Consider the following 22,162-nt stretch of genomic DNA (forward strand, 5'->3'; position numbering starts at 1 on the left):
TGCCCTGCGATTACCAGTGAGACTTTACGTCTCATTGCTTTTCGTCTTCTTCTTTGTTCAGTTTTCAAAGGTCAGTTAGCCGCTTAAAATCTTGTTGTTTGAATGTTTTTGTTTGTTTTTTGCGACTTTTAAATCATATCATTTCAGCGTTTATCTGTCAACAACTTTTTAAATTTATTTTATAAATAAAATCCTTTTAAATCACTGCTATTGTAGCGCCGAAAACTAATATATCAAGTTTTGAGATATATGTCAACTGAATTATGCATAAAATTAAATAAAAATGAAAATAATATAAAAAAACACCTAGCAAGACTAAGTGTTTTTAATTATTTATCTAATTGTTTTGCTTTACATTCAGGACATGTACCGTATACTTCTAACCGATGATTATCGATTTCATATCCAGTTACATGTGCCGCAAAATGCTCTACTTCATCAAGTCCAGGATAATGGAAATCCACTATCTTTCCACAAACATTACAAATCGCATGATAATGGTTGGATGTTGAAAAATCAAATCGGCTTGAAGCGTCACCATAGGATAATTCTTTAATTAGACCAGCATCGCGAAAAACACGCAAATTATTATATACTGTTGCTACGCTCATATTAGGAAAGTTTCCTTCTAATGACCGGTAAATATCATCTGCGGTCGGGTGTGTATGTGAGTTAATTAAAAATTCAAGTATAGCATGACGCTGAGGGGTGATTCTCACTCCAGTTTTCTTCAAGACATCTACTGCCTCTTTTAAAGTTGCATTAGACACCGCCATGCACTCCCTTCCAAAAATAATTATTATATTAAATATAATACCGGAAATAAAGCTTCACTGTCAATAGAACGGCATAATTAAAAGCTTAATAACCTTTATCTAAATCTATTTCATTTCGCAAATCCGTATTTTCTTTAAAATGAACGATATTCTCCAACCAAATTTCAAAACTGCGATCCAAGTATTTATCTGAATGCCCTGATACGTGCGGCGTGATAGTTATATTTGCTGCTTGCCACAGTGCACTTCCTTGTGAAAGTGGTTCTTCTGGTAAAACATCTAAATAGAAATGTGAAATAAGCTTTCGTTTCGCTACTGTTTCTAATACATCTAATGAAACAGCACTTCCTCTTCCAATGTTAATAAAAACAGCATTGCGTTTCATTTTTTCAAAAAAGGCAGTGGTATAAATACCTGTTGTTTGTTTTGTTTGAGGAAGCACGCTAACAAAAAAGTCTGCTAAAGAAGCTACTTTTTCTAACTCTGTAATTGCATATGTTTGATTGAATGGTTCTACTGGTGTTCCAGTGGTATTAATACCAATTAGACGCATATCAAACGCTTGAGCAAATTCAGCTACTTTAGATCCAATCGCTCCTGCACCTGCTACTACAAGTGTTTTACCAGCTAGTTCTGTTATTGGCTCTTCACTTTCCCATTGTTCTTTTTTTTGCTTATCATAGAAGAAAGAAGCTTTTTTCACATGATTTAACATAAAAGATAGTGCAAATTCCCCCATTGGAATAGCATGAATTCCTCTTACATTTGCTACTTTTATTTTTCTGTCTTGAATAATTTTTTTTGGTAGTCCATCTATTCCTGCTGAGAAAACCATAATAAATTTTAAATTAGTAGCTCTTTTGACAATTTCTTCTGTTAGGTTCGACCCATATGTGACAATTGCATCGACTTCTGCTAAGTTGGCAAAATGATCGTTATTTCCATAATAGAAAGTATCTTCTGGAAATTGCTCTTCTTGCAACCTTTTCAGTTTTTCTGGCACATTAAGTGTGAACAAGGTTTTCATTTTGCCTCACTCCCGTCCTTTTTATTTTAAGTTAATTTTATGCTTTTTTTCACTTATCGGCAATTATATTGTTTTTTCGATTGCGACATCTCATTTTTTCGCATAAAATATATAAAGTATTAAACTATTGAGGAGATGACAAAATGAATCATTCGATGTCAGAAAAATTGCATGATGAAGCACTTTTACATATTGTTGGCGGGGTAAATAGTCCATCTAGATCTAACAAAGGTGTTGGTGGTGGTATTCCTGTTACTATGGAAAGAGCTAATGGTGCTTACTTTTATGATGTAGACGGAAATAAATATATTGATTATTTAGCGGCATTTGGCCCGATTATTACAGGACATGCACACCCTCATATTACAGAAGCGATTACAAAAGCAGCGCAAAATGGCGTTTTATATGGGACGCCGACAAAACATGAGATTACTTTTGCGAAAATGTTGAAGGATGCCATTCCCTCACTTGAAAAAGTCCGTTTTACGAATTCTGGAACGGAAGCAGTGATGACTACAATTCGTGTCGCTCGTGCTTATACTGGTCGTGATAAAGTCATTAAATTTGCTGGATGCTATCATGGTCATTTTGATTTAGTTCTTGTGGAAGCTGGTTCAGGTCCATCAACACTTGGTATTCCCGACTCGGCTGGTGTAACAAGGTCAACAGCTGAAGAAGTAATTACAGTTCCGTTTAATGATTTAGAAGCTTTTAAAGAAGCACTTACTGTTTGGGGAGATCAAATCGCTTGTGTTTTAGTAGAACCAATCGTTGGTAACTTCGGAATGGTTGCTCCTGCTGAAGGCTTTTTAGAAAGTGTTAACGAACTAGCACATGCAAATGGTTCTTTAGTAATTTATGATGAGGTTATTACAGCATTTCGTTTTATGTATGGTGGCGCCCAAAATTATCTTGGTGTTATCCCTGATTTGACAGCGATGGGTAAAATTATTGGTGGTGGTCTGCCAATTGGTGCTTATGGTGGACGTGTTGATATTATGGAAAAAGTTGCCCCACTAGGACCTGCTTATCAAGCCGGAACACACGCAGGGAATCCAGCTTCCATTTTATCAGGAATTGCTTGTCTAGAAGTTTTACAAGAAGAAGGTCTTTATGATCGCTTTGAAAAATATGGAAAAATGTTAAAAGAAGGTATTGAAAAAGCAGCCAATAAATATGGTATTGCTGTAACAGTGAATCAGATTGTTGGTGCGTTAACAGTATACTTTACAGATGAACCTGTTACGAATTATGCAGAAGCTGGCGATACAAATGGAGAAAAATTTGGTCAGTTCTTTAAAGGAATGCTGGAAGAGGGAATCAATTTAGCACCGTCCAAATACGAAGCTTGGTTTATTACCTCCGCACATTCTGAGGAAGATATTGAAGAAACCATTCGTGCTGTGAACACCGTATTTGCGAAAATGGTTTAAGGTAAATAGGTAATATTACTGTATAAACTTGAGAGAAACGTTATAATAGAAGAAGAATGAGCGGGATATTTAATAAGTCTCGCTCAAATAGTCTATAGAAAGGAATAACCTTCCATGAAATTCGGAGCTAGAATTTTGAAAACAGGTATTGCAATAACACTTGCGCTATTTATTGCCGAGCTTTGCAACTCACCTTCTCCATCTCTGGCAGGCATTTCCGCCGTTTTTGCTATCCAGCCTTCTATTTATAGGTCTTATCGTACTATTTTAGAACGTGCACAAGGGAATATTATTGGAGCTATCATCGCGATTATTTTTGGATTATATATTGGAAATGACTTTATTTTAATTGGTGTTGCCTCCATTATCTGTGTGGCTTTATTAATGCAGTTTCGTTTAGAAAATACGATTGGTCTTGCTGTTGTGACTCTCATTATTGTAATGGACTCACCTGGTAATGACTTTTTAGAAATCGCACTTATTCGTTTTGGAACGATTATGTTAGGATTGCTTGCTGCTTTTATTGTTAATTTATTTTTTATCCCGCCAAAATATGAAGTTTCGTTATTCCAGTTAATTTATAATACTAATAGCGAGATTGTTCGTTGGATTAAACTAAACCTTCGCCATGCTGCTGATTTTCCACTCCTAAAAAAAGATATGGAATGGATGCAAAAACAGTTGAATCAAACACGTAACTTATATGGATTTTACCGAGAAGAGCGTACTTTCCTCAAGAAAAGCGCAGTTTCTAAAGGTCGAAAAATTGCGGTTTACAGGCAGATGTTGCTTTGTTCGCAAAAAGGTTTTGAGCTTCTGAAAATTCAACATCGTTACGAAAATGATTATTTACAACTGCCACCAGATAAACAAGAATTAATTAGACAGCATATTGATTATTTAACAGATAAACATGAACAGTTACTTCTTACTTATATCGACAAAGTTTCTATTGATTTGGATTATGTCGAGTCCCATTTAGCACAAGATCCGCAAGATTTAATGCAACTTTTCCTACGTGAAATGGAAGAAACAGAAAAAGATGAGTATGAAGAAATGATGGACAAATATCATTTAATGCGTATTATCGCTTCTATTTTTGCTTATCAAGAAACTGTTGATTATTTAGAAAAATTAATTCATAGCTTTAAACTTCGACATACAGAAGAAAATCAGATTGATATTAATGTAAATGAAGAATAAACAAAAAACGAGCTTGGAAAATTAATTCCAAAGCTCGTTTTTTTAACGGTATTCCTTATACTTTTCATACCAAATGTCGATATAATCAGGTGAAAATGGACCTTTTTTATCCAATATCCAATGACTTAATATATCCACATTAGTCTTTAGTATCCTGTCTATGGAGTCTGGGTACTTCATTTGGCGACGGTGCTGCTCGTATTCGCCCTCATCAAGCAAATGAAACCTACCATCTGGGAATACTTTAATATCGAGGTCGTAGTCAATGTATTTTAGCGCTTGTTCATCCACTGCAAATGGTGTTCCTAAATTGCAATAGTGATAAATGCCATCTTCACGAATCATTGAAATTACATTAAACCAGTAATCACTATGAAAGTAGCAAATAGATGGTTCGCGCGTTACCCATTTACGTCCGTCTGCTTCCACGACCAATGTATGGTCATTTCCACCGATAATAATATTCTCTGTAGATTTAAGCACCACTGTCTTTTTCCAAGTACGATGAAGTTTACCGTTATGTTTGTAACTCTTGATCTGTATTATTTCTTTCTCTTTGGGTAAGTACATCCTTTATCCTACTTTCCTCATGTACTATCAAAATCAATATCATTATAACATAACGTAACACTGCAAAAAAACAATATTGTGCTAAAATGGTAGAATTTCATCAAAAAACTAGGATTTGCCTCAAAAATAAGTAATTTCTAGCTTATTATACGAGTAAAGTTCTTCCACCATCCACTAAAATCGTTTGTCCGCGAATCATATCAGCTTTGTCGCTAGTAAGAAATAGTACTGCATTGACTAAATCGGCAGGAACAATCATTCGGCCGGCTGGTGTTTTACTAACTGCATCCTCAAGTAACGCTTCCCTATTTGGAAAATGATCTAATGCCTCCGTTTCGATTAAACCACCTGAAACAGCATTGACAGCTATACCAAATGGAGCAAGTTCTACTGCTAAATAGCGGGTTAGTGCTTCTACAGCTGCTTTAGAAACACCCACTGTTGTATAATTTTCTAGATAACGAATTGATCCAATAGAGCTAAGGCTGATAATTTTACCGCCATTTCCACGTTGCATTAATTTTGCTGCTTCTTGTCCTGCAAAAAGTAACGCCTTAGCATTAATATTCATCGTCCAATCCCAGTGTGCTTCTTCTAACTCCATTAATGGTCTAAGTACTCCACTTGCTGCATTATTAATAAATATATCTAATCTGCCAAACTCTGCATCCACTGCCACAAATAGTTCTTTAATCTTTTCAACATCGCCAACATTCGCTTTAAAAATCTCGCATTTTTTGCCTAACTTTTCGATTTCTTGCTTTACTTCTTCTGCTTTTTTTCGATTTCTAGAAAAGTTTACTGCAATATCATAACCTTCTTTTGCAAGCGCGATTGCAATTTCCCGACCAAGTCCTCTACTACTTCCTGTTACAAGTGCTACTTTGTTCATTTATTAATCCCCCTTAAATTCTTTCCAAGCTTGCCACATTTTTTGGTAAGGTACTGGAAAAGCAAGCCGTTCCATTTCTTCTTCTGTTGCAAAATACCAATTTTCTTTTAATTCCGCTGATTGAAGTGTTGCTACTTGGATGTCCATTTTCCAAACTAAATGTGAGAAAACATGTTTAATATGTGCAATTGATTCTGTTTCAAGTAAAATATCTAGTCCATATTGATGTAAAAATTGTAACTTGGCTACTTCTTTGTTTTCTTTTTTAGTTATTTCAATGGTTGGAAACTGCCACATATTAGCAAGTAATCCGTTATCAGGTCTTTTTTCAATGGCGATTTTACCATCTTCTGAAAAAACAAGAATGCTTAGTAATTCTTTTGTTTTCGTTTTAACTTTTTTGATTTTTACTGGATAATTTGTTTCTACACCATTTTTATGTGCCTCGCAAAATGGTTGAAGTGGGCAAAGTAAGCACATTGGTTTTGTTGGCGTACAAACGAGTGCGCCAATTTCCATTAACCCCTGATTAAACGCTGCAGGACTTGTTTTGTCAATTAGTTGATAAAGCACTTCTTCAAAAATTTTTCTGGTAGATGCCTTCATTATATCTTCGCTAATTTCTAACACGCGAGCAATTACGCGCATAACATTCCCATCCACTGCTGGTTCCGCCTGATTATAAGCAATACTTAAAATCGCTCCCGCCGTGTATGGCCCTACCCCTTTTAAGGATAAAATTGTGGTTAAATCACTTGGAACTTCTCCTGAAAAATCTGCCATTACTTGTTTCATTGCAGTTTGAAGATTTCGTACTCGTGAATAGTAGCCAAGCCCTTCCCATGCTTTTAAAATATCTGCTTCATCTGCTTGTACAAAACTTTCCATTGTTGGAAATTGGCTCATAAAGCGATTGAAATATGGAATTACTGTGTCGACTTTTGTTTGTTGTAGCATTATTTCTGAGACCCAAATTCTGTATGGTTCTGTATTTTCACGCCAAGGCAATATCCGCTTATTCGCTTCATACCAGGAAACGAGTGCAGTTTGAAAGGCGGTTATTTTCGCTTCGTCCCATGTTAATCTGCTCATTTTTCTCATTTTCTCCTTGTAATTCTAATAGATTTCTAATGTGTGATTATCTAGATATGTAGTATAATGAAAGCAGGGAATAAAAAGATACCCTTTCTTAAGCCGATTTCTATTATACCGAATGCTGGCTTAATTGAATAGTTTTGTGTTTTACTTAAGTAATTTGACAGGTAATTTAAAGATCGATTATTAGAGGAGGCAAAAGTCATTGGATACTGGCACACACGTAGTAATGGGAATTGCACTCGGAGCATTAGCAACTGTAGACCCGGTAGTAGCCGGAAGTTCTCAAGCTGCCATTGGAATTATGACAGCAACAATTATTGGTTCACAAATTCCAGACATTGACACCGTACTAAAACTAAAAAATAATGCTGATTACATTAGAAATCATCGTGGAGTAACACACTCCTTGCCGATGCTTGCAATTTGGCCATTACTTATTTCATCTATTTTATACCTTTTCTTCCCAGCGGCCACGTTCATTCATTTATTGTTATGGACATTTATCGCAGTTGGGTTACACATTTTTGTAGATATTTTTAACGCCTACGGGACACAAGCGGTAAGACCGTTTAAAGAAACTTGGGTTGCATTTGGATTTATCAATACTTTTGATTGGTTCATTTTTGGTTCTCATGTAGTTGCTATCGCTGCATGGTTACTTGGTTCTCCAGCTGCTCCAACGTTTATCACGCTATATGCAATTTTAGCACTTTATTATATAGCAAGGTTTGTGACGCAGCGAATGATTAAACATGCGGTTCAAAACTTGATTCCCGACTCAGAAGAAATTATTATCGCTTCCACAATTCACTTCTTTCAGTGGCGCGTGGCAGTTACAACGAAAGATCACTATTATGTAGGTAGAGCTTTCAAACGAAACATTTCAATTTATGAAAAATTTGATCGCTTGCCTGTTCCCGATAACGAGATTATACGTTCTGCTAAATTAGATAAAAATCTCGCTGCATTTATTTCTTTTTCCAAAGTGTACAACTGGAGGATAGAAGAAAAATTAGACGGAACTTATGTGACTTTTACTGATTTACGATATCGAAGTAATGGGCATTATCCTTTTGTTGCTGTTGTGAAGTTAGATGATAATTTAAATATTGTCTCTTCTTATACCGGCTGGATATTCTCTACTGAAAAATTATACAAAAAACTAGCACCTGTTAGTATTTAAAAAAAGGTCCCGAAATGTTTTCGGGACCTTTTTTGTTATCTTCCTGTACTACCAACTCCACCTATACGTGATTCATTGGCAACAATATCTGTATCAGCAACCAAGTATTTCTGAAAAACACCTTGAGCGACACGTTCTCCAAGTTCGATTTCTACAGGCTCAGTAGAAAAGTTTTTAATGGCAATTCCGATATTCCCATCATTTCCAGGATTACTGTAATAAGATGAGTCGATAATACCCGTCCCATTGCAAAGTAGTAGCCCTTTTTTAATCCCAATAGATGAGCGTACATAAATATTTAACACTTCATCTTCTTGCATATAACTTTTAATATCTGTCCAAAAAATATGTTTTTCACCTGGTTGGATGATTACTGTTTCATTGGAGAAAAAATCATATCCTGCAGAGCCTTTATCTCCGCGAATTGGTAATGATATAACTTGATTTTCAAACTTTCTGCTCGCTTTATTTACAACTTCAAATCCTCTTACTTTCACGTGGTTGCCTCCCTATTTGTTTGGATCTTTTCGTTTTACTTGATGTAAAGAACTACCGTGACGTTCAATTTGTTGTCGAACATAGTCAGCGGCATATTCAGGCCCGCGATATGGGTATCCAGCTTTTGCATAGGAACTTTCAAAATCTGACCAAAGCATTTCGATCCACCATAACGCTTGTTCTTTATCTAAATGCGGATTTTTCGCCATTAAATCTGCAGTCAGCTCATCTAAATACGCATACATTTCACTCTTCCTCCTCAAAACTAATCTCATTTTCGGTTAGGTATGATTGAATTGTATCATAAGAAAAACCTTTCTGCATTAGTGATGTAATCGTTTTTTGCTTAGCTATACTTGGTTTAAAGCGTTTATTTTTGCGAATCGCTTTTTCTAATTGTTTCTGTAAAATCTCCAGTTCGTCTGCTGCATCGAGTCCACTTGTAACATTTGTAGCTACGAGTTTTGCAAGTTCACTTGTATATCCTTTTTGGATTAAATCTGTAATGATTTTTTGTTGTAATATTTTTTTTGCACTTTTAGTATTTCTTTTCATAATTTTTTGCGCTTGTTTTTCGGCGTTTTCAGCTTGGGCTTCTTCTGAATATCCCAAAATAACTTGACTAATGATTTCACGAGTTAGTCCTTTTTCCACAAGTTCTCTTTCAATCGTTCTTGGTCCTTTTAAAGTTGTTTTAATTTGTGTTTTTGTATATAACTCCGCAAATTCTGCGTCATTGATATAATCCATGTCTGCTAATTTTTTTAAAATCGCATCAATTGCGTAAGGCTCCATCTCTTGTTTTTTCAAGTAATCGCGAATTTCTTTTTCTGAACGAACTCGGTGAGATAAAAAATGGATTGCTTTATTTAGTCCTTTTCGTACCATATCTGCTTGTTTTATTTCTTCTATCTCAGCCTCAGTAATTACTTTGCCTTTCATAAGTTGGAATCTAGCGAGAACTTCTTCATCAACACTAAAGTTGTATTTTTCATCAATAAAAATATTGTAACGCTCTTTATTTTTTTGCTGGACACTGATGGACGTGATTTTCATAATACGCCTCCTTTTCTAATCTATCATACCTCAAATATTGGTTTTAATACTACTAAAAAGGGAATATAAAGTTAGATAATAAAGAGGTGATTAATTTGCATATTCTACTTACAGGAGCAACAGGTTTTATTGGCGATCATTTAGTACATGAATTAGAAAAATCAAATCACGAAATCTATATTTTAACTAGAAAACAGCTTAAAGATCGAGCGAATGTACACTATATTGAATGGTTAACATCAGATAAATTACCTAACTTGGAAGACTTACCAATTGATATTTGCATTAACCTAGCCGGGGAAGGGTTAATGGATGAAAAATGGTCAAATGATAGAAAGAAACTGATTGTAAATAGCCGCATCGAAGCTACTTCAGCGCTTTTATCCATTGTGAAAAAAATGAAAATAAAGCCGAAACTGTGGATTAACGCAAGTGCGATTGGAGCATATAACTCTTCCAAATCAACCATTTATTTGGATACAGAAGAAAATCCTTATGCAGCTAATTTTCTTGGGAAAACTGTATATGAGTGGGAAAAGACTGCTAGTGCTGCAAACGACTTAGGTATTCGTGTTGTTTATGCTCGATTTGGGCTTGTCCTTGGAACGGATGGTGGCTCATTCCCAGCCTTCAAAAAACTGTTTCAAACTTATACTGGTGGTAAATTAGGAAGTGGCCGTCAATGGTATTCTTGGATTCATGTTGATGATGTTGTTGCTGCAATGTTATTTATTTTTCAGCATGAACAAATAAATGGCATTGTAAACTTTACAGCACCTCATCCTGTACAAGAGAAAAAATTCGCTGAACGATTAGGTAAAAAAATGCATAAACCTTACAATACACCCATTCCTAAAAAAATGATTTCCTTAATTCTTGGTGAGCGAGCAATGACCATTCTTGATAGTCAAAGAGCTTATCCAGAAAAATTAATGAGCCATCACTTTGAGTTTCAATTTGAAACGTTGCAAGAAGCTATTGATGACTTAATTGAATAGAAAAAAGTAGATTCTGAATTACTCAGAATCTACTTTTTTGGTTGCTTCATCTAGTGGTATATCTAATACAACTTGATTATTGGCAAGCGGTCGTTTTTTCCCAACGAGGATCATTAATTGGAGCATTGTAAACGCAATAGAGCTTCGTTTTCTAAAAGCAACAAATTTTTGTTCCCATTCGGTAACATATTTGGATTTAAAATTTCTTAATCCTTTAAAACCATAAAATCCTTGACTATAGCGATATACTAGCCCTGCCAAACGTTCGCCGAGAAAAGCGTATTTACTTTCCCCAACATTGGCTAGTGGCGCCATACCAGCATTGAATATTTGGAAACCATCTTCTTTTGCTTTTTCAAATAGATTGATAAATAGAAAGTCCATTATGCCAGATGGTGCTTCTTTTGAATAGCGCATTAAGTCGATCGATGTCATTTCGCTCGTATAAGATGGCATCATTGTAGCAAAGCCGATAATAGTTCCTTCTCCATTTTTTGCGATAGCAATGCCTGCCTGTTCGATATAGTATCTGTCAAAAAAGCCAAGTGAGAATCCTTTTTCTTCTCTACCATCTAGCCATTCATCGGAAATTGCTCGTAATGTTTTCCACGTCTCTTTATTAAATGGCGGTTGTAACACTTCAAAAGTATATCCTTCTCGTGCTAATTTATTCATTAGCGCGCGCTCCCCTTTTTTCTTTTTACCGCTCATTGTAAAGCTTTGAACGTCTACAAATCCTTCTTCCCCTAGCTTGATAAAATCAAAACCGTGATCATGTAAATATGGAATCATCGTACCGCGAACTTCATAGAAGACTGGACGATAGCCAAATCGATCAGCATTTGTCATCACTTCTTCAATTGCTTCTTCCATTTTGTCCATATTACCTGTTGGTTCCCCCATGATGACCATTTTATCAGCAATTATTCGGTAAGCAAAAAGTACTTCTCCGTCTGCTGCCCAAAATAATAATTTATCACGTAAAAACATCGTATGGCTAACTTCATTTCCGCCCCATTTGGCTAAATGTTCTCGAACTTTTACTGCTTCAAACGGAGAACCTAGTTTTTCTTTTGTAGTGGAGAGATAAATGTAAATAATTACTAAGCTGACAACAGCAATGAAAACTCCAACGAAACCAACTAGCCACAAGTGCTCTGAAGCAATTTGTAAATAATCTGGAATTTTTTTGGAATGTTTAATATTAGGTGAATTATAAATACCGATAATTATATAACCTGCTAGACAAACAATAAATATAATACTGTCAATAATAACTTTACTCCACGTATAGACAAGTTTTTCACGATAGAATTCATTTCTTGCTAAGAATAAACAAAGTAAGACGATACCCAGAAACACTGCTTGTTTGATAGAAAAGACGCGAGCAAGTGTATTGAAAATTGCACAGCCGAGTACAATAAAGGTAATTATATATGCTTTTTGAGTTTTACATTCAATTCCACGAGCAAGTCCAAGTAATAAAAATCCAAAAGCTACTATTGTTATTTGCGATGTAAATAAGAAATTAAATGGCATAATTTTATAGAGTAAAGGTACATGATATATCGCATTTGGAATTGCCGATGATAAAATTAATAATAATCCTGAACCATATACAAAAATAACTAAAAAGCGGTGAGCTACCTTTTGTAAGAATAATAGTGGTAATCCTTCTAAAAAGTCATTAACACGTTTGCCCGCTTTTTGAACGAAGAATAAAAGTCCGACGAAAAACGGAATAATATAATAAAAAATGCGATAAAATAACATCCAAGCAAGTGCAAGTTCCTCTGAAATACCTAATTGACTTAATCCTAGAATCATTACTACATCAAAGGTTCCTACTCCACCTGGTACCATTGATGCAATTCCGATTACAGAGGCAATAACAAATAGTGGAAATACTTTAAAGATATCAACTGGTTCCCCAAGCATGATACCTATAATAGCAAAACAACCAAACGCAAATCCCCACTCTAACAGAGATGCAATAATTAAGGTTAACTCTCTTTTAATTGGTAGATCTACAAACAATGACTTGCTTTTCCATTTTGTCACTATAAACAAGATTGGAAAATACAACCCACCAGCAAGAAGCCACGGCCAGTATTTAATAAAATGGTTCGCAAAGCCTGGTATTAGTAATGTAGCAAGCGATACTAAACAATAAATGGATAAACCAGAAACAAGGAATAAAGCGATTTTTGAGATGGCAAGCAATATTTCTTTATGGGAAGCATTTTTTCCATAAAAACTAGCTCTTAAACTCGCTCCTAACACGCCTCCAAATCCGCCAATATTCGTAAAAGTATTTGTAATCCATCCTGAAGCTACCACATGACTAGGCGAAAACTTTCCAGGTAATAATTTTACAATAACATAATCGTATAAAAGCATTGGTGTAACTGCTATTAACCCAATAATAAACATTAGAAATATTTGTTCTGGGCTTTGAGATGTTAAGTTTGCTTTTAAAGAAGGATAATCAATATCCTTAGCAATACTAATAATTTCGAATACAACAAACGCCATCACAAAAGTAATAAATACAATTTTAACAATTGTGCTATTTTTTTGAAACCAATCATAGGCTTGCATTAATTTTTCTTTCATACTGATTCTCCTTAACTAATCCATTCATCTTCGTTTATTTATTCGTTTTCTTACCGGCGGAATAATATAGGCAAATAAAATACCAATTAAACCACTTAATGTATTTAAAATAATATCATCCACATCTGTTGAGCGGTCTGGTGGTAACGATATACCCTCAAAACCAGTAATCATCGTTGTTTGAATAAATTGCAGCAACTCAATTCCGCATGAAGTTAGAAAGACTACCATTAATGCCTTCCATCCAGAATTAGTTATCTTAAAGTATAGCAAAAAGAAAGATAACGGTGATAATAATAAGACATTCCCTATAATTTGAATAATAGTTGGCATCGTTGGTAAAGTTTGCGTAAATGTATTTTCGATTGTTGTAAATGGAATTAAATTAATCATTTCTTTTTGAATATGAAAATTTCCCGTATATATACTATTTACAAAATCGCCAATAGAGATATAGGCAACAAGATGTAATAAAATAAAAATATATAATATAAAAACGCAAAACCAGATAAAGTCTAGCCAATTTTTTAATTTTGCCATTTTAGCTAATATGATTGTTGCGATAAATAGCAAACAACTATTTGCTATTGTATTAATTAAATCTGCATTATTTCCAAATTGTAGTGCCAAGGATACACCATATAATAGGTATAACACAGGCAATAGCAATACAAAAAAACGGCATTTTTGGACTTGCATGTGAGTATTCCAACGCCTTCCATTTCAAGATAATTTCAAACTCTCTAAATGAGCTTCTAGTAATAGTTTAGCAGATATAAAAATGAAAAGAAAGGCTGTATATACTTACATTTTTGCAAGCTTAGGTAAGGTACACTAGTTCCCATTTTACCTTTTCGCAAAAAAGTGCTACAATTTCTTAATGATATTCGTGGAGGAGACTAGAATGAAGGAATTATTTGGATTACTAAAAGAAGGTAATAAATCAGCTTTAACAGCAGCTCTTGTTAATACAATTGTTTCGATTATAAAAGGTGTAACTTATTTTTTCACAGGTAATATCGCGATGTTTGCGGAGACTTTACACAGTCTTGGTGATGCGGCTAACCAATTTTTTGTTTTTATCGGTTCGGCATTAAGCAAAAAAAGACCAACAAAACGTTTTCCACATGGTTTTGGTCGGATGGTCAATTTAGTATTACTAGGAGCCGTTATTGTTGTTGGTATTATGGCGTTTGAAACCATTCGTGAAGGTTTTGCACATATAATTCACCCTAGTAGTTCCACTGGTTTCCTTATAAATTTAATTGTTCTTTTGCTTTGTACAGCCCTTGAGTTCTCCGTTCTTATAAAAGCAATGCGTGAAATCACACATGATGTTGGTTTAGATTCAAAAGGACTTGCCTTATTTAAAGATAGTATTCTTAACCTAAGCAAAGCCAAAGCAGCAACAAAACTTGTATTTCTTGAAGATTCTGTTGCTACTGGTGGCGGGCTTTTGGCAATGATTGCTGTGATTATTTCGCATTACACACCTTATCATCAAGCGGAAGGGATTGCTTCCATGCTAATTGGTGTAATGATGTTCATCGTTGTTGGAAAAGTCTTTTTAGATAATGCTGCCGGAGTTATTGGTGAGTCTGACAAAAGTATGCATTTAACTGTTGGTCAATTGGTGATGAGCGATCCTGATGTGCGTGATATTCAAGTATTAACCGTTCTTAAGGAAGGCGATGTATTTCATGTGGATGTTGAAATTGAGCTAGATCCTATGCTTACATTAGCTGAAGTAGATGATATTAAGGACCGATTAGAGGATAATATTGGTAAACTACGCGGTGTTGCAGATGTTCTTATTTCGTTTGATGAGGATGACGCAATTCGAAATTGGGAATACGGAGACGGTCGTTAATAAATAAAAAAGCCAAGTGTTGCCGTTGAAGGCTGCACTTGGCTTTTTGGTTACTATTTTAAATCTTCTGGGTTAATTATGGCTAGTACTTGATGATCCTCCCAGGTTCCATTAATCCGAACGTTTTTTATTGCTAAGCCTTCTAAATGAAATCCCGCTTTTAAAAGCACCTGCTTAGAACGCTCATTTTTTGGCATGACTCCTGCTTCAATTCGGTGAAGTCCTAAAATATCAAAGCCAAAATCAACCATTAATTTTACCGCTTCTGTCGCGTAGCCATTCCCATTATGTTCTTTATCTAAAAAATAACCGATAAAAGCGGATTGCAAAGATTCTCGTAAAATACTAAATAAATTAATTGTTCCTATTAAAACATCCTTCTCTTTTAAAAATATCCCATAGTAATATTCCACATCATTTGCAGCAAAATCTTCTAAACGTAAAATAAGCGCTTGTTGTTCTTCTATTGTATAAAAACGCTCATCTCGCTCCATTGAATAATTTTCAAAAAATGCTTTATTTTTTAAATGAAATGCTAGTTTTTGATCAATATCCGTTAGTTGAAATGGTTTTAGATAAATTCTTTCCCCTGTAATCCGCATCCTAACCCCTCCCGTATTTTTCTAAATTATAAATTTGTTTTTCAATGATTGCAAGTTATACTCTTTTTTGATTTTTATTTTATTATTTAGACAAGTATAGGATGATCGTTGAACCAAAAGGCTAATACTTCTACAACAGATAAAAAAATAACCTAATGAAAATAAAAATACCCACCTATTTATTTAGGCGGGCGTTTGTTCTAATTTTAAATTAGTTTTCAATTGTGCTTTAAACATCCGTCGCTATAATTTGTTAAATAGCCCTACCAAATCCTCTAGTATCAATATTCTACAACGTCCGCTGTTTCATCAAAAATCTTTTGAATTTATAGAATCCTATTTATAATGGCGCAGTCTTTCCTCCAGTGTCCCGGCATGTAGCTCAAATAAATGATTATCGAAATCATAAAAGTAAATTGATTGTCCTTCTCCGGGAACGCGAGCACGAGCTGGTTTTATTTCTGCGCCAACTGCTTCAATTTTGCGAAGATATTCCGCTATTTCATCAGCTTGAATTTCAAAAGCGATATGATTATATGTGCGATCTTGCAAAGAATCCCCTTCCATGATACATACCCATAACTCTGCGATTATAAAGAATTTCTCTTTGGAAAGGGAGAAAGTTTTTTCCCCACTTGCATAAACTTCTTTGGCATTAAAAATAGTTGTTAAAAAGGTCGTTGTTTTTTCTAAATCTTGTACAATTAAAGTGATATGACTTAATCCAGCAACCAAAAAAACACCTCATTTACTTAATTATTTTTAAGTTCTAAAAGTACCACTGTTTCCACATGTGCTGTTTGCGGGAACATATCCACAGGTTGGATATAGCGAACGCGATATTTTTTCGCAAGTAATGCCAAATCGCGTGCAAGTGTTGATGGATTACAAGATACATAAACTAACTGTTCTGCTTCTGCTTGTAGTAAAGATTGAATCAAACCTTGGTCGCAACCGCTTCTTGGTGGATCTACTATTACGGCATTTGGTTTAAAGCCTTCATTCATCCATTTTGGTAAAATATCTTCTGCTTTGCCAACTTCATAGTAGACATTTTCTAAGCCATTTTTTTCGGCGTTTCGTTTGGCGTCTTCAATTGATTCTGGAATAATATCCATGCCGCGAACTTCTTTTACTTTCGAGGCAAATGTTTGGCCGATAGTTCCAACTCCACAGTAAGCATCGACTAGAGTTTCACTACCTGTAAGTACGAGCGCTTTTTCTACTTCTTGATAAAGTCGTTCGGTTTGGAACGGATTTAATTGGAAAAAGGCACGTGCAGATAAATTAAATTCTAGTTCCATTAATTTTTCATGGATACTTTCTTTTCCTGCTAAAAGGAAGGTTTCTTCGCCAAATATAATAGATGATTTGGCTTGATTCACATTTTGCATTATGGAGGTTACTTCTGGTAACGCTGCTTCGATTTCTGCGAGGATTTCCCGTTTTTTAGGTAATTTTTTACTATTTGTAATAAAGACTAATTGGGTTTCACCGGTTTTTACACCTGTTCGAACGACAAGTGTACGAACAATCCCACTGCCAGCTTTTTCGTCATAAATCGGAACGGCATATTTTTCAAGCAAATCACGGACAAAATTCGTTACTTTAATAGTTGCTGGTTGTTGAACAATACAATCTTCAATTGGTACTAATTGATGTGAATTTACTCCAAATAATCCCGTCTCCACTTGACCACTACCAACTAAACGTGTTTGGAACTGGCTTTTATTGCGGTAACGCCATGGATCTTCCATACCAATTGTGGCGCGGATATTTAATTTTTGCGGATTTATTTTTGTATGTTTTTCAATTGATTGAATAACAATATCTCGTTTTAATTCAAGTTGAGCATTATATGCCACATGTTGCAGCTGACATCCACCACACGCTTCATATACTGGGCATGGTGCGGTAACTCGGTTTGGGGATTTCTTACGGATTTTGTTGATTTTTGCTTCGGTAAAACGATCACGTACTTTGACGGCTTCTACAACTACCTCTTCTCCGGTAATTGCGCCAGGAACAAATACAACTGCTTTTTTAAAGTAGCCAATTCCTTCCCCATTGATTCCCATACGTCTAATCGTTAGTGGGAATTTTTGTCCTTCTTCTACTGGATTTTGATTCATTATTTTCCTCCATCATTCCAAGTCTTCATTAATACTAACAAAAAAACATCGACTTGTCAGTAGTTTATGGCATGATTTCAAGACTTTCATCGACAATTATGCTATTTTCTACGGAACGGATCATCGAACAGTATTTTGGGGTTAGTTTTAATGCTTTTTCTAATGTTTTTGGGTTTAAATTATCACCGGTTATTTTAAAGTGTAACTGGATATGACTAATTCGATTTTCTTCCTCTGGTATCCGTTTCATCGTTGCATCAATCCATAAATCGGTGAAATGGATGCGCTTTTTTTGTAAAATATTTCGAAATACAATGGCACTACAACTCGCTACAGACATTAGCATTAAGTCTGCGGGTGAATAATCGGTCGAGTTTTCATCAATGAAAAATTCCCCTGTATCAAATCCATTTTTGGTATACACTAATTTTAATGGTTTGGTCATCCTAATCCCTCGTTTCTTCTCTTTTATCGTACAAAAAATCTCTTTATTAAGCAAACTCGTAGTATAATGAATAAATAGTCGGCCAAAAAAGGAGGCTACTCTCGTGATGAAAGGAGTAGAAAAAAACGTGATTGTTTTAGCTGGAATGATTGGTGCTGGAAAAAGTAGCTATACTGAACTAATTGCTAAAGAACTTGGGACAAAAGCATTTTATGAAAGCATTCAAGATAATCGAATTTTAGAACTGTTTTATGCAGACCCTAAAAGATGGGCCTTCGCGTTGCAAATTTACTTTTTAAATACACGCTTTCGAAGTATAAAAGCTGCGTTGACTGATCAAAACAATGTGCTGGATCGAAGCATTTATGAAGATGCCCTTTTCACGCAAATAAATTATGAGGAAGGGAATATTTCTGAACCGGAAATGGATACTTACCTTGATTTACTTGATAACATGATGGAAGAGCTAGAGTTTATGCCAAAAAAAGCGCCTGATTTGTTGATTTATTTACGTGGCAGTCTAGATACTGTTTTAAAACGAATTTCTTTGCGCGGACGTCCTTATGAGCAAATTCAAGATAACCCAGGGCTACTTGATTATTACAAACACCTGCATAGTCGCTATGACAGCTGGTTTGAGTCATACGATAAAAGTGCTACGCTTGTCATTAATATTGATGAAGTGGATATTAATAAACCAGCAGAGGCAAAACTAGTAATGCAACTAATCCACGATAAATTAAAACGCTAAAACAGGATGAGTCTGTTTTAGCGTTTTAATTTATTTCTCCTAATTGCTTTTTCTTCTTCCTAATTGCAAGCGTTGCATTAAGTTCTCCGCCTACCATTAAAATAATTCCTGTTAAATAAAACCATAACATCAGTATAATAATCACACCAATACTCCCATATGTTGCGGAATAATTACCAAAATTATTGACATAGTAAGCAAATCCAATTGATGCAACCGTCCAGCCGATAGTGGAAAAAACTGCCCCCGGAAATATACTTAATAAGGTACTACGTCTGTTAGGTGCGACCCAATATAAAAAGGTAAATACTACAAAAATAACAATTAACGTAACAGTCCACCGAAGATTATTCCAGAAACTAAGAAAGTCTTCTGAGAAATTTAAATGGTTAATTAAAAATAATCCAATTTGTTGCCCAAAGACAATTAATAATAAAGTAGCGCCAACCGTTGCAAGCATCATAAGTGTGAAGAACATCGATAATAAACGTTGTACCACATAATTACGTTTATTTGTTACTCCATATGCTTTGTTTAGTGCTTTCATTACGGCATTCATTCCATTAGAAGCTGACCACAAAGTTGCAATAATCCCAATAGAAAGCAAGCCCCCGTTTTTCTGGGTTAATAGGTTATTTAAATTTTCTTCTAAAAAGTCTAAAATCTGCTCTGGTGCAAATTCTTTTAACATATTAAAAACAGAATCTTTGTCAATATGCATATAAGCAAGCAGTGTTGCGGCAATTAGCATCATTGGAAAGATGGAAAATAACATATAATAAGCTAGTTGTGCTGCATTTCCAGATACGTCATTTCGCCCTACGCGAACACTAATTGTTTTTCCAACTTGAAAAATACTACTTTGCTTTACAAATTTGACTGTTTTCTTCCACACGTATAGCACTCCTTCCCTAGTCATTCATCTGGAAGTTTTCCAACTATTATGGTAAAATTTTGTCTATTAGTTTGAAAGGAGCAAAAAGATGAATCTTGAAACCCCTTCACAGGAAAACTTGAATTTTATGTTAACCGAAATTACGACTAAATTAAAAATGGTAAATGTTGGCGTATTTGAAAATATCCAACTTGACTCTGTTGATTATAACGCACTTATTGAAATTTATCAGCTAATTAAACGTAAATCAACCTTTAGTACTCGCGAAATGCAGCTATTTGCAGAAGAACTTCGCCGGATTAGAAAATAATAAAAAACTGGAGCCACTTTTTAGTGGTTTTTTGTTTGGAAATAATTCACTCCAAAATCAATTAATTCGCGCATATCATAAATTTTAGTTGGTGCTCCTGAAACAGTTGTCGGATGGAAATCCACTTTTCTTTCATATGCACGACCTAATGCAATAAAAGCCTCACTATCATATTCAATTTCTTGATATTTTTTCCAGGTTATTTCACCTTCTTCTAAAAAAGCAGCTTGATTTTCTACAAGTGGAAACGAGTTAGAACGTTCTTCTGCCAAATGTAGCGATGTATTATTGTTATTATCCACACCAAACAAAATTATTTTTGCTGAAAGTTTATATAATTTTCCTAGTGGCGACTCATCACCTAAGCTTTTTGCAAGTGGCTGATTATGTAGTATCACTTCTTTATCTTTACCCCAAGCGCAAAAAGAGTGATACGGATGAAAACTTCGCTCTACTCCTGGCATTGATCGAAAGGTTTCCGCGATAACTCCCATCCCTCTTGTAGGAGTTACAAGTGGGTCAAAAGGTGGTGTTTCCGAACGAATAGTTTTCCACCAACTTTCTGGCACTGGCGGATTCTCCCATTTAGCAGGATCCGTTAGTTGTCCTGTTTGCGCTGGCATTACTATATTTCCATTTTCACCAATTGTTTCTTGAAGTGCCAAAATAACCGCAACTGCTCCACCACAAATCCAGTGCGCTTTTGACATGGAGGCATGGAAAATAACTGTATCACCCTTCTCTATTCCAGCTTTTTCTAGGTCTGATACAATTTTTTTCACTGTGTATGGCTTTTTTGTTCGCCAAATAGCCATTTTTTCTCCCATAAGCTTTCACCACCTAAAAAATAAAACCAGATGCTTTAAATAAAACTAGCGAAGTAGAACTCTAACACGTGAATTCACTTGCGGCTTTTTTAGGCATCTGGTCATTCAATTAATTAATCATTTTCACCTTGGTAAGTTAAAATTTCTGGGCCATCTTTTGTAATGGCAAGCGTATGTTCATATTGAGCGGAAAGCGAGCCATCAACTGTTCTAGCAGTCCAACCATTATCATCCATTTTTGCTTTCCATGCACCCATATTCACCATTGGTTCAATAGTAATAACCATGCCTTCTTTTAAACGTGGTCCTTTTCCTGCTGCTCCAAAATGAGGTACATCTGGTTTTTCGTGTAAAGTTGGTCCCACACCATGACCGATAAATTCACGAACAACAGCAAGATTTTCAGCTTCTACATAAGTTTGAATCGCATGACCAATATCGCCAATTCTTGATCCAACTTTTGCTTGCTCAATTCCTAAATAGAGAGCTTTATGTGTTACATCCATTAAATGTTTTACATCGTCCGGAATTTCACCTACAGCATACGTCCAAGCAGAATCAGCTAGCGCCCCGTGATAATTGACGACCATGTCTACTGTTACAATATCGCCTTCATTTAGTTTTTGTTTGCGCGGGAAACCATGACAAATTTCATCATTGATGCTTGCACAAATGGCATATTCATATCCTTCAAAACCCTTTTGCTCAGGAGTTGCGCCATTTTTACGTAAATATTCTTCTGTAAAAACTTCTAAATCCCAAGTAGTAATTCCAGGTTTAATGATTTTTTTTATTTCTTTATGTGTATTGGCTAAAATTTTCCCTGCTTCTTTCATTTCATCTATTTCGCGTCTCGATTTAAGTGTAATCATTTCGTTATTTCCCTCCTAAAATTTCCACTATCTACTATTATAGCCCGAAAACCCTTAGAAATAAAGTAATCTGGAAAAAAGGTTGCAGTTTTTCTGAAGACATTTATA

At 35.2% G+C, this 22,162-nt stretch carries 24 protein-coding genes; 7 read left to right on the plus strand and 17 right to left on the minus strand.

The genetic code is table 11. From position 1 onward, the window contains the following. Nucleotides 1–329 precede the first annotated feature (329 nt). Together perR and HCJ45_RS11225 are read right to left on the minus strand one after the other, a co-directional pair. Entirely contained in the window at nt 330–776 is a 447-nt protein-coding gene (gene perR / locus HCJ45_RS11220) for a peroxide-responsive transcriptional repressor PerR (protein WP_185347129.1), read from the minus strand. 85 nt (nt 777–861) lie between these two features. Further along, nucleotides 862–1,803 carry a D-2-hydroxyacid dehydrogenase gene (locus tag HCJ45_RS11225; protein ID WP_187124861.1) on the minus strand — a complete coding sequence of 314 codons (942 nt, stop codon included), beginning with the start codon at nt 1,801–1,803 and terminating at the stop codon, nt 862–864. Between the two features lie 143 nt (nt 1,804–1,946). Between HCJ45_RS11225 and HCJ45_RS11230 the strand changes: the two genes are divergently transcribed. Continuing rightward, the gene (locus HCJ45_RS11230) at nt 1,947–3,236 is read left to right on the plus strand and encodes a glutamate-1-semialdehyde 2,1-aminomutase (protein WP_187124862.1); all 1,290 of its coding nucleotides are present in this window, start codon (nt 1,947–1,949) and stop codon (nt 3,234–3,236) included. Nucleotides 3,237–3,350: 114 nt separating this feature from the next. Next, on the plus strand, nt 3,351–4,439 hold the full coding sequence (locus HCJ45_RS11235; RefSeq protein ID WP_185347135.1) for an aromatic acid exporter family protein: 1,089 nt from the start codon (nt 3,351–3,353) through the stop codon (nt 4,437–4,439). Nucleotides 4,440–4,481: 42 nt separating this feature from the next. Here the strand turns inward: HCJ45_RS11235 and ntdP are convergent, their stop codons facing one another. From ntdP to mutY, 3 genes are all read right to left on the minus strand, one after another. Next, a complete protein-coding gene (ntdP, locus tag HCJ45_RS11240; RefSeq protein ID WP_185347137.1) occupies nt 4,482–5,009 on the minus strand; it encodes a nucleoside tri-diphosphate phosphatase in 528 nt (175 codons plus the stop codon). Between the two features lie 145 nt (nt 5,010–5,154). Continuing rightward, a complete protein-coding gene (fabL, locus tag HCJ45_RS11245; protein ID WP_187124863.1) occupies nt 5,155–5,901 on the minus strand; it encodes an enoyl-[acyl-carrier-protein] reductase FabL in 747 nt (248 codons plus the stop codon). A 3-nt stretch (nt 5,902–5,904) separates the two neighbouring features. Next, entirely contained in the window at nt 5,905–7,002 is a 1,098-nt protein-coding gene (gene mutY / locus HCJ45_RS11250) for an A/G-specific adenine glycosylase (RefSeq protein ID WP_187124864.1), read from the minus strand. A gap of 199 nt (nt 7,003–7,201) precedes the next feature. Between mutY and HCJ45_RS11255 the strand changes: the two genes are divergently transcribed. Continuing rightward, on the plus strand, nt 7,202–8,182 hold the full coding sequence (locus HCJ45_RS11255) for a metal-dependent hydrolase (RefSeq protein WP_185347143.1): 981 nt from the start codon (nt 7,202–7,204) through the stop codon (nt 8,180–8,182). A gap of 35 nt (nt 8,183–8,217) precedes the next feature. On the opposite strand, the gene HCJ45_RS11260 is transcribed toward HCJ45_RS11255, so the two are convergent. Genes HCJ45_RS11260 through recX form a run of 3 tightly spaced genes read right to left on the minus strand, consistent with a single transcriptional unit; the run spans nt 8,218 to nt 9,736 of the window. Continuing rightward, nucleotides 8,218–8,679 (minus strand): dCTP deaminase/dUTPase family protein, encoded by a 462-nt coding sequence (locus HCJ45_RS11260; RefSeq protein WP_185381311.1) that lies wholly within the window; start codon nt 8,677–8,679, stop codon nt 8,218–8,220. 12 nt (nt 8,680–8,691) lie between these two features. Next, on the minus strand, nt 8,692–8,925 hold the full coding sequence (locus HCJ45_RS11265; protein ID WP_185347147.1) for a YfhJ family protein: 234 nt from the start codon (nt 8,923–8,925) through the stop codon (nt 8,692–8,694). Nucleotide 8,926: 1 nt separating this feature from the next. Then, nucleotides 8,927–9,736, minus strand: a complete 810-nt coding sequence (gene recX, locus HCJ45_RS11270; protein WP_187124865.1) for a recombination regulator RecX — start codon at nt 9,734–9,736, stop codon at nt 8,927–8,929. A gap of 95 nt (nt 9,737–9,831) precedes the next feature. On the opposite strand from recX, the gene HCJ45_RS11275 reads away from it, so the two are divergent. Further along, a complete protein-coding gene (locus HCJ45_RS11275) occupies nt 9,832–10,734 on the plus strand; it encodes a TIGR01777 family oxidoreductase (RefSeq protein WP_187124866.1) in 903 nt (300 codons plus the stop codon). An 18-nt stretch (nt 10,735–10,752) separates the two neighbouring features. Here the strand turns inward: HCJ45_RS11275 and mprF are convergent, their stop codons facing one another. Together mprF and HCJ45_RS11285 are read right to left on the minus strand one after the other, a co-directional pair. After that, nucleotides 10,753–13,350, minus strand: a complete 2,598-nt coding sequence (gene mprF, locus HCJ45_RS11280; protein WP_187124867.1) for a bifunctional lysylphosphatidylglycerol flippase/synthetase MprF — start codon at nt 13,348–13,350, stop codon at nt 10,753–10,755. Between the two features lie 24 nt (nt 13,351–13,374). Further along, nucleotides 13,375–14,049, minus strand: a complete 675-nt coding sequence (locus HCJ45_RS11285) for a VanZ family protein (protein WP_185347155.1) — start codon at nt 14,047–14,049, stop codon at nt 13,375–13,377. Between the two features lie 205 nt (nt 14,050–14,254). On the opposite strand from HCJ45_RS11285, the gene HCJ45_RS11290 reads away from it, so the two are divergent. Continuing rightward, the gene (locus HCJ45_RS11290; protein WP_187124868.1) at nt 14,255–15,220 is read left to right on the plus strand and encodes a cation diffusion facilitator family transporter; all 966 of its coding nucleotides are present in this window, start codon (nt 14,255–14,257) and stop codon (nt 15,218–15,220) included. 53 nt (nt 15,221–15,273) lie between these two features. Here HCJ45_RS11290 and HCJ45_RS11295 read toward each other — a convergent pair whose 3' ends face one another. The 4 genes from HCJ45_RS11295 to HCJ45_RS11310 form a co-directional block, all read right to left on the minus strand. Further along, entirely contained in the window at nt 15,274–15,822 is a 549-nt protein-coding gene (locus HCJ45_RS11295) for a GNAT family N-acetyltransferase (RefSeq protein WP_187124869.1), read from the minus strand. A 336-nt stretch (nt 15,823–16,158) separates the two neighbouring features. Then, complete coding sequence (gene fosX / locus HCJ45_RS11300) at nt 16,159–16,557, minus strand: FosX/FosE/FosI family fosfomycin resistance hydrolase (protein ID WP_187124870.1); 399 nt, start codon at nt 16,555–16,557, stop codon at nt 16,159–16,161. Nucleotides 16,558–16,574: 17 nt separating this feature from the next. Next, nucleotides 16,575–17,954, minus strand: coding sequence for a 23S rRNA (uracil(1939)-C(5))-methyltransferase RlmD (gene rlmD, locus HCJ45_RS11305; protein ID WP_185398168.1), 1,380 nt, complete (start codon nt 17,952–17,954; stop codon nt 16,575–16,577). Nucleotides 17,955–18,018: 64 nt separating this feature from the next. After that, nucleotides 18,019–18,399, minus strand: a complete 381-nt coding sequence (locus tag HCJ45_RS11310) for an OsmC family protein (protein WP_187124871.1) — start codon at nt 18,397–18,399, stop codon at nt 18,019–18,021. 106 nt (nt 18,400–18,505) lie between these two features. Here HCJ45_RS11310 and HCJ45_RS11315 point away from each other — a divergent pair, with 106 nt between their 5' ends. Continuing rightward, nucleotides 18,506–19,150, plus strand: a complete 645-nt coding sequence (locus HCJ45_RS11315; protein ID WP_187124872.1) for a deoxynucleoside kinase — start codon at nt 18,506–18,508, stop codon at nt 19,148–19,150. Between the two features lie 25 nt (nt 19,151–19,175). Here the strand turns inward: HCJ45_RS11315 and HCJ45_RS11320 are convergent, their stop codons facing one another. Then, on the minus strand, nt 19,176–20,045 hold the full coding sequence (locus HCJ45_RS11320) for a YihY/virulence factor BrkB family protein (RefSeq protein WP_185347165.1): 870 nt from the start codon (nt 20,043–20,045) through the stop codon (nt 19,176–19,178). 88 nt (nt 20,046–20,133) lie between these two features. Between HCJ45_RS11320 and HCJ45_RS11325 the strand changes: the two genes are divergently transcribed. Continuing rightward, nucleotides 20,134–20,355, plus strand: a complete 222-nt coding sequence (locus HCJ45_RS11325; RefSeq protein WP_185347167.1) for a DUF1128 domain-containing protein — start codon at nt 20,134–20,136, stop codon at nt 20,353–20,355. A gap of 20 nt (nt 20,356–20,375) precedes the next feature. Here the strand turns inward: HCJ45_RS11325 and HCJ45_RS11330 are convergent, their stop codons facing one another. Beyond that, nucleotides 20,376–21,182, minus strand: a complete 807-nt coding sequence (locus tag HCJ45_RS11330) for an AAC(3) family N-acetyltransferase (RefSeq protein WP_187124873.1) — start codon at nt 21,180–21,182, stop codon at nt 20,376–20,378. 113 nt (nt 21,183–21,295) lie between these two features. After that, nucleotides 21,296–22,054, minus strand: coding sequence for a type I methionyl aminopeptidase (map, locus tag HCJ45_RS11335; RefSeq protein WP_185347171.1), 759 nt, complete (start codon nt 22,052–22,054; stop codon nt 21,296–21,298). Nucleotides 22,055–22,162 lie beyond the last annotated feature (108 nt).

The organism is Listeria immobilis, assembly GCF_014322845.1.
Taxonomy (GTDB): domain Bacteria; phylum Bacillota; class Bacilli; order Lactobacillales; family Listeriaceae; genus Listeria; species Listeria immobilis.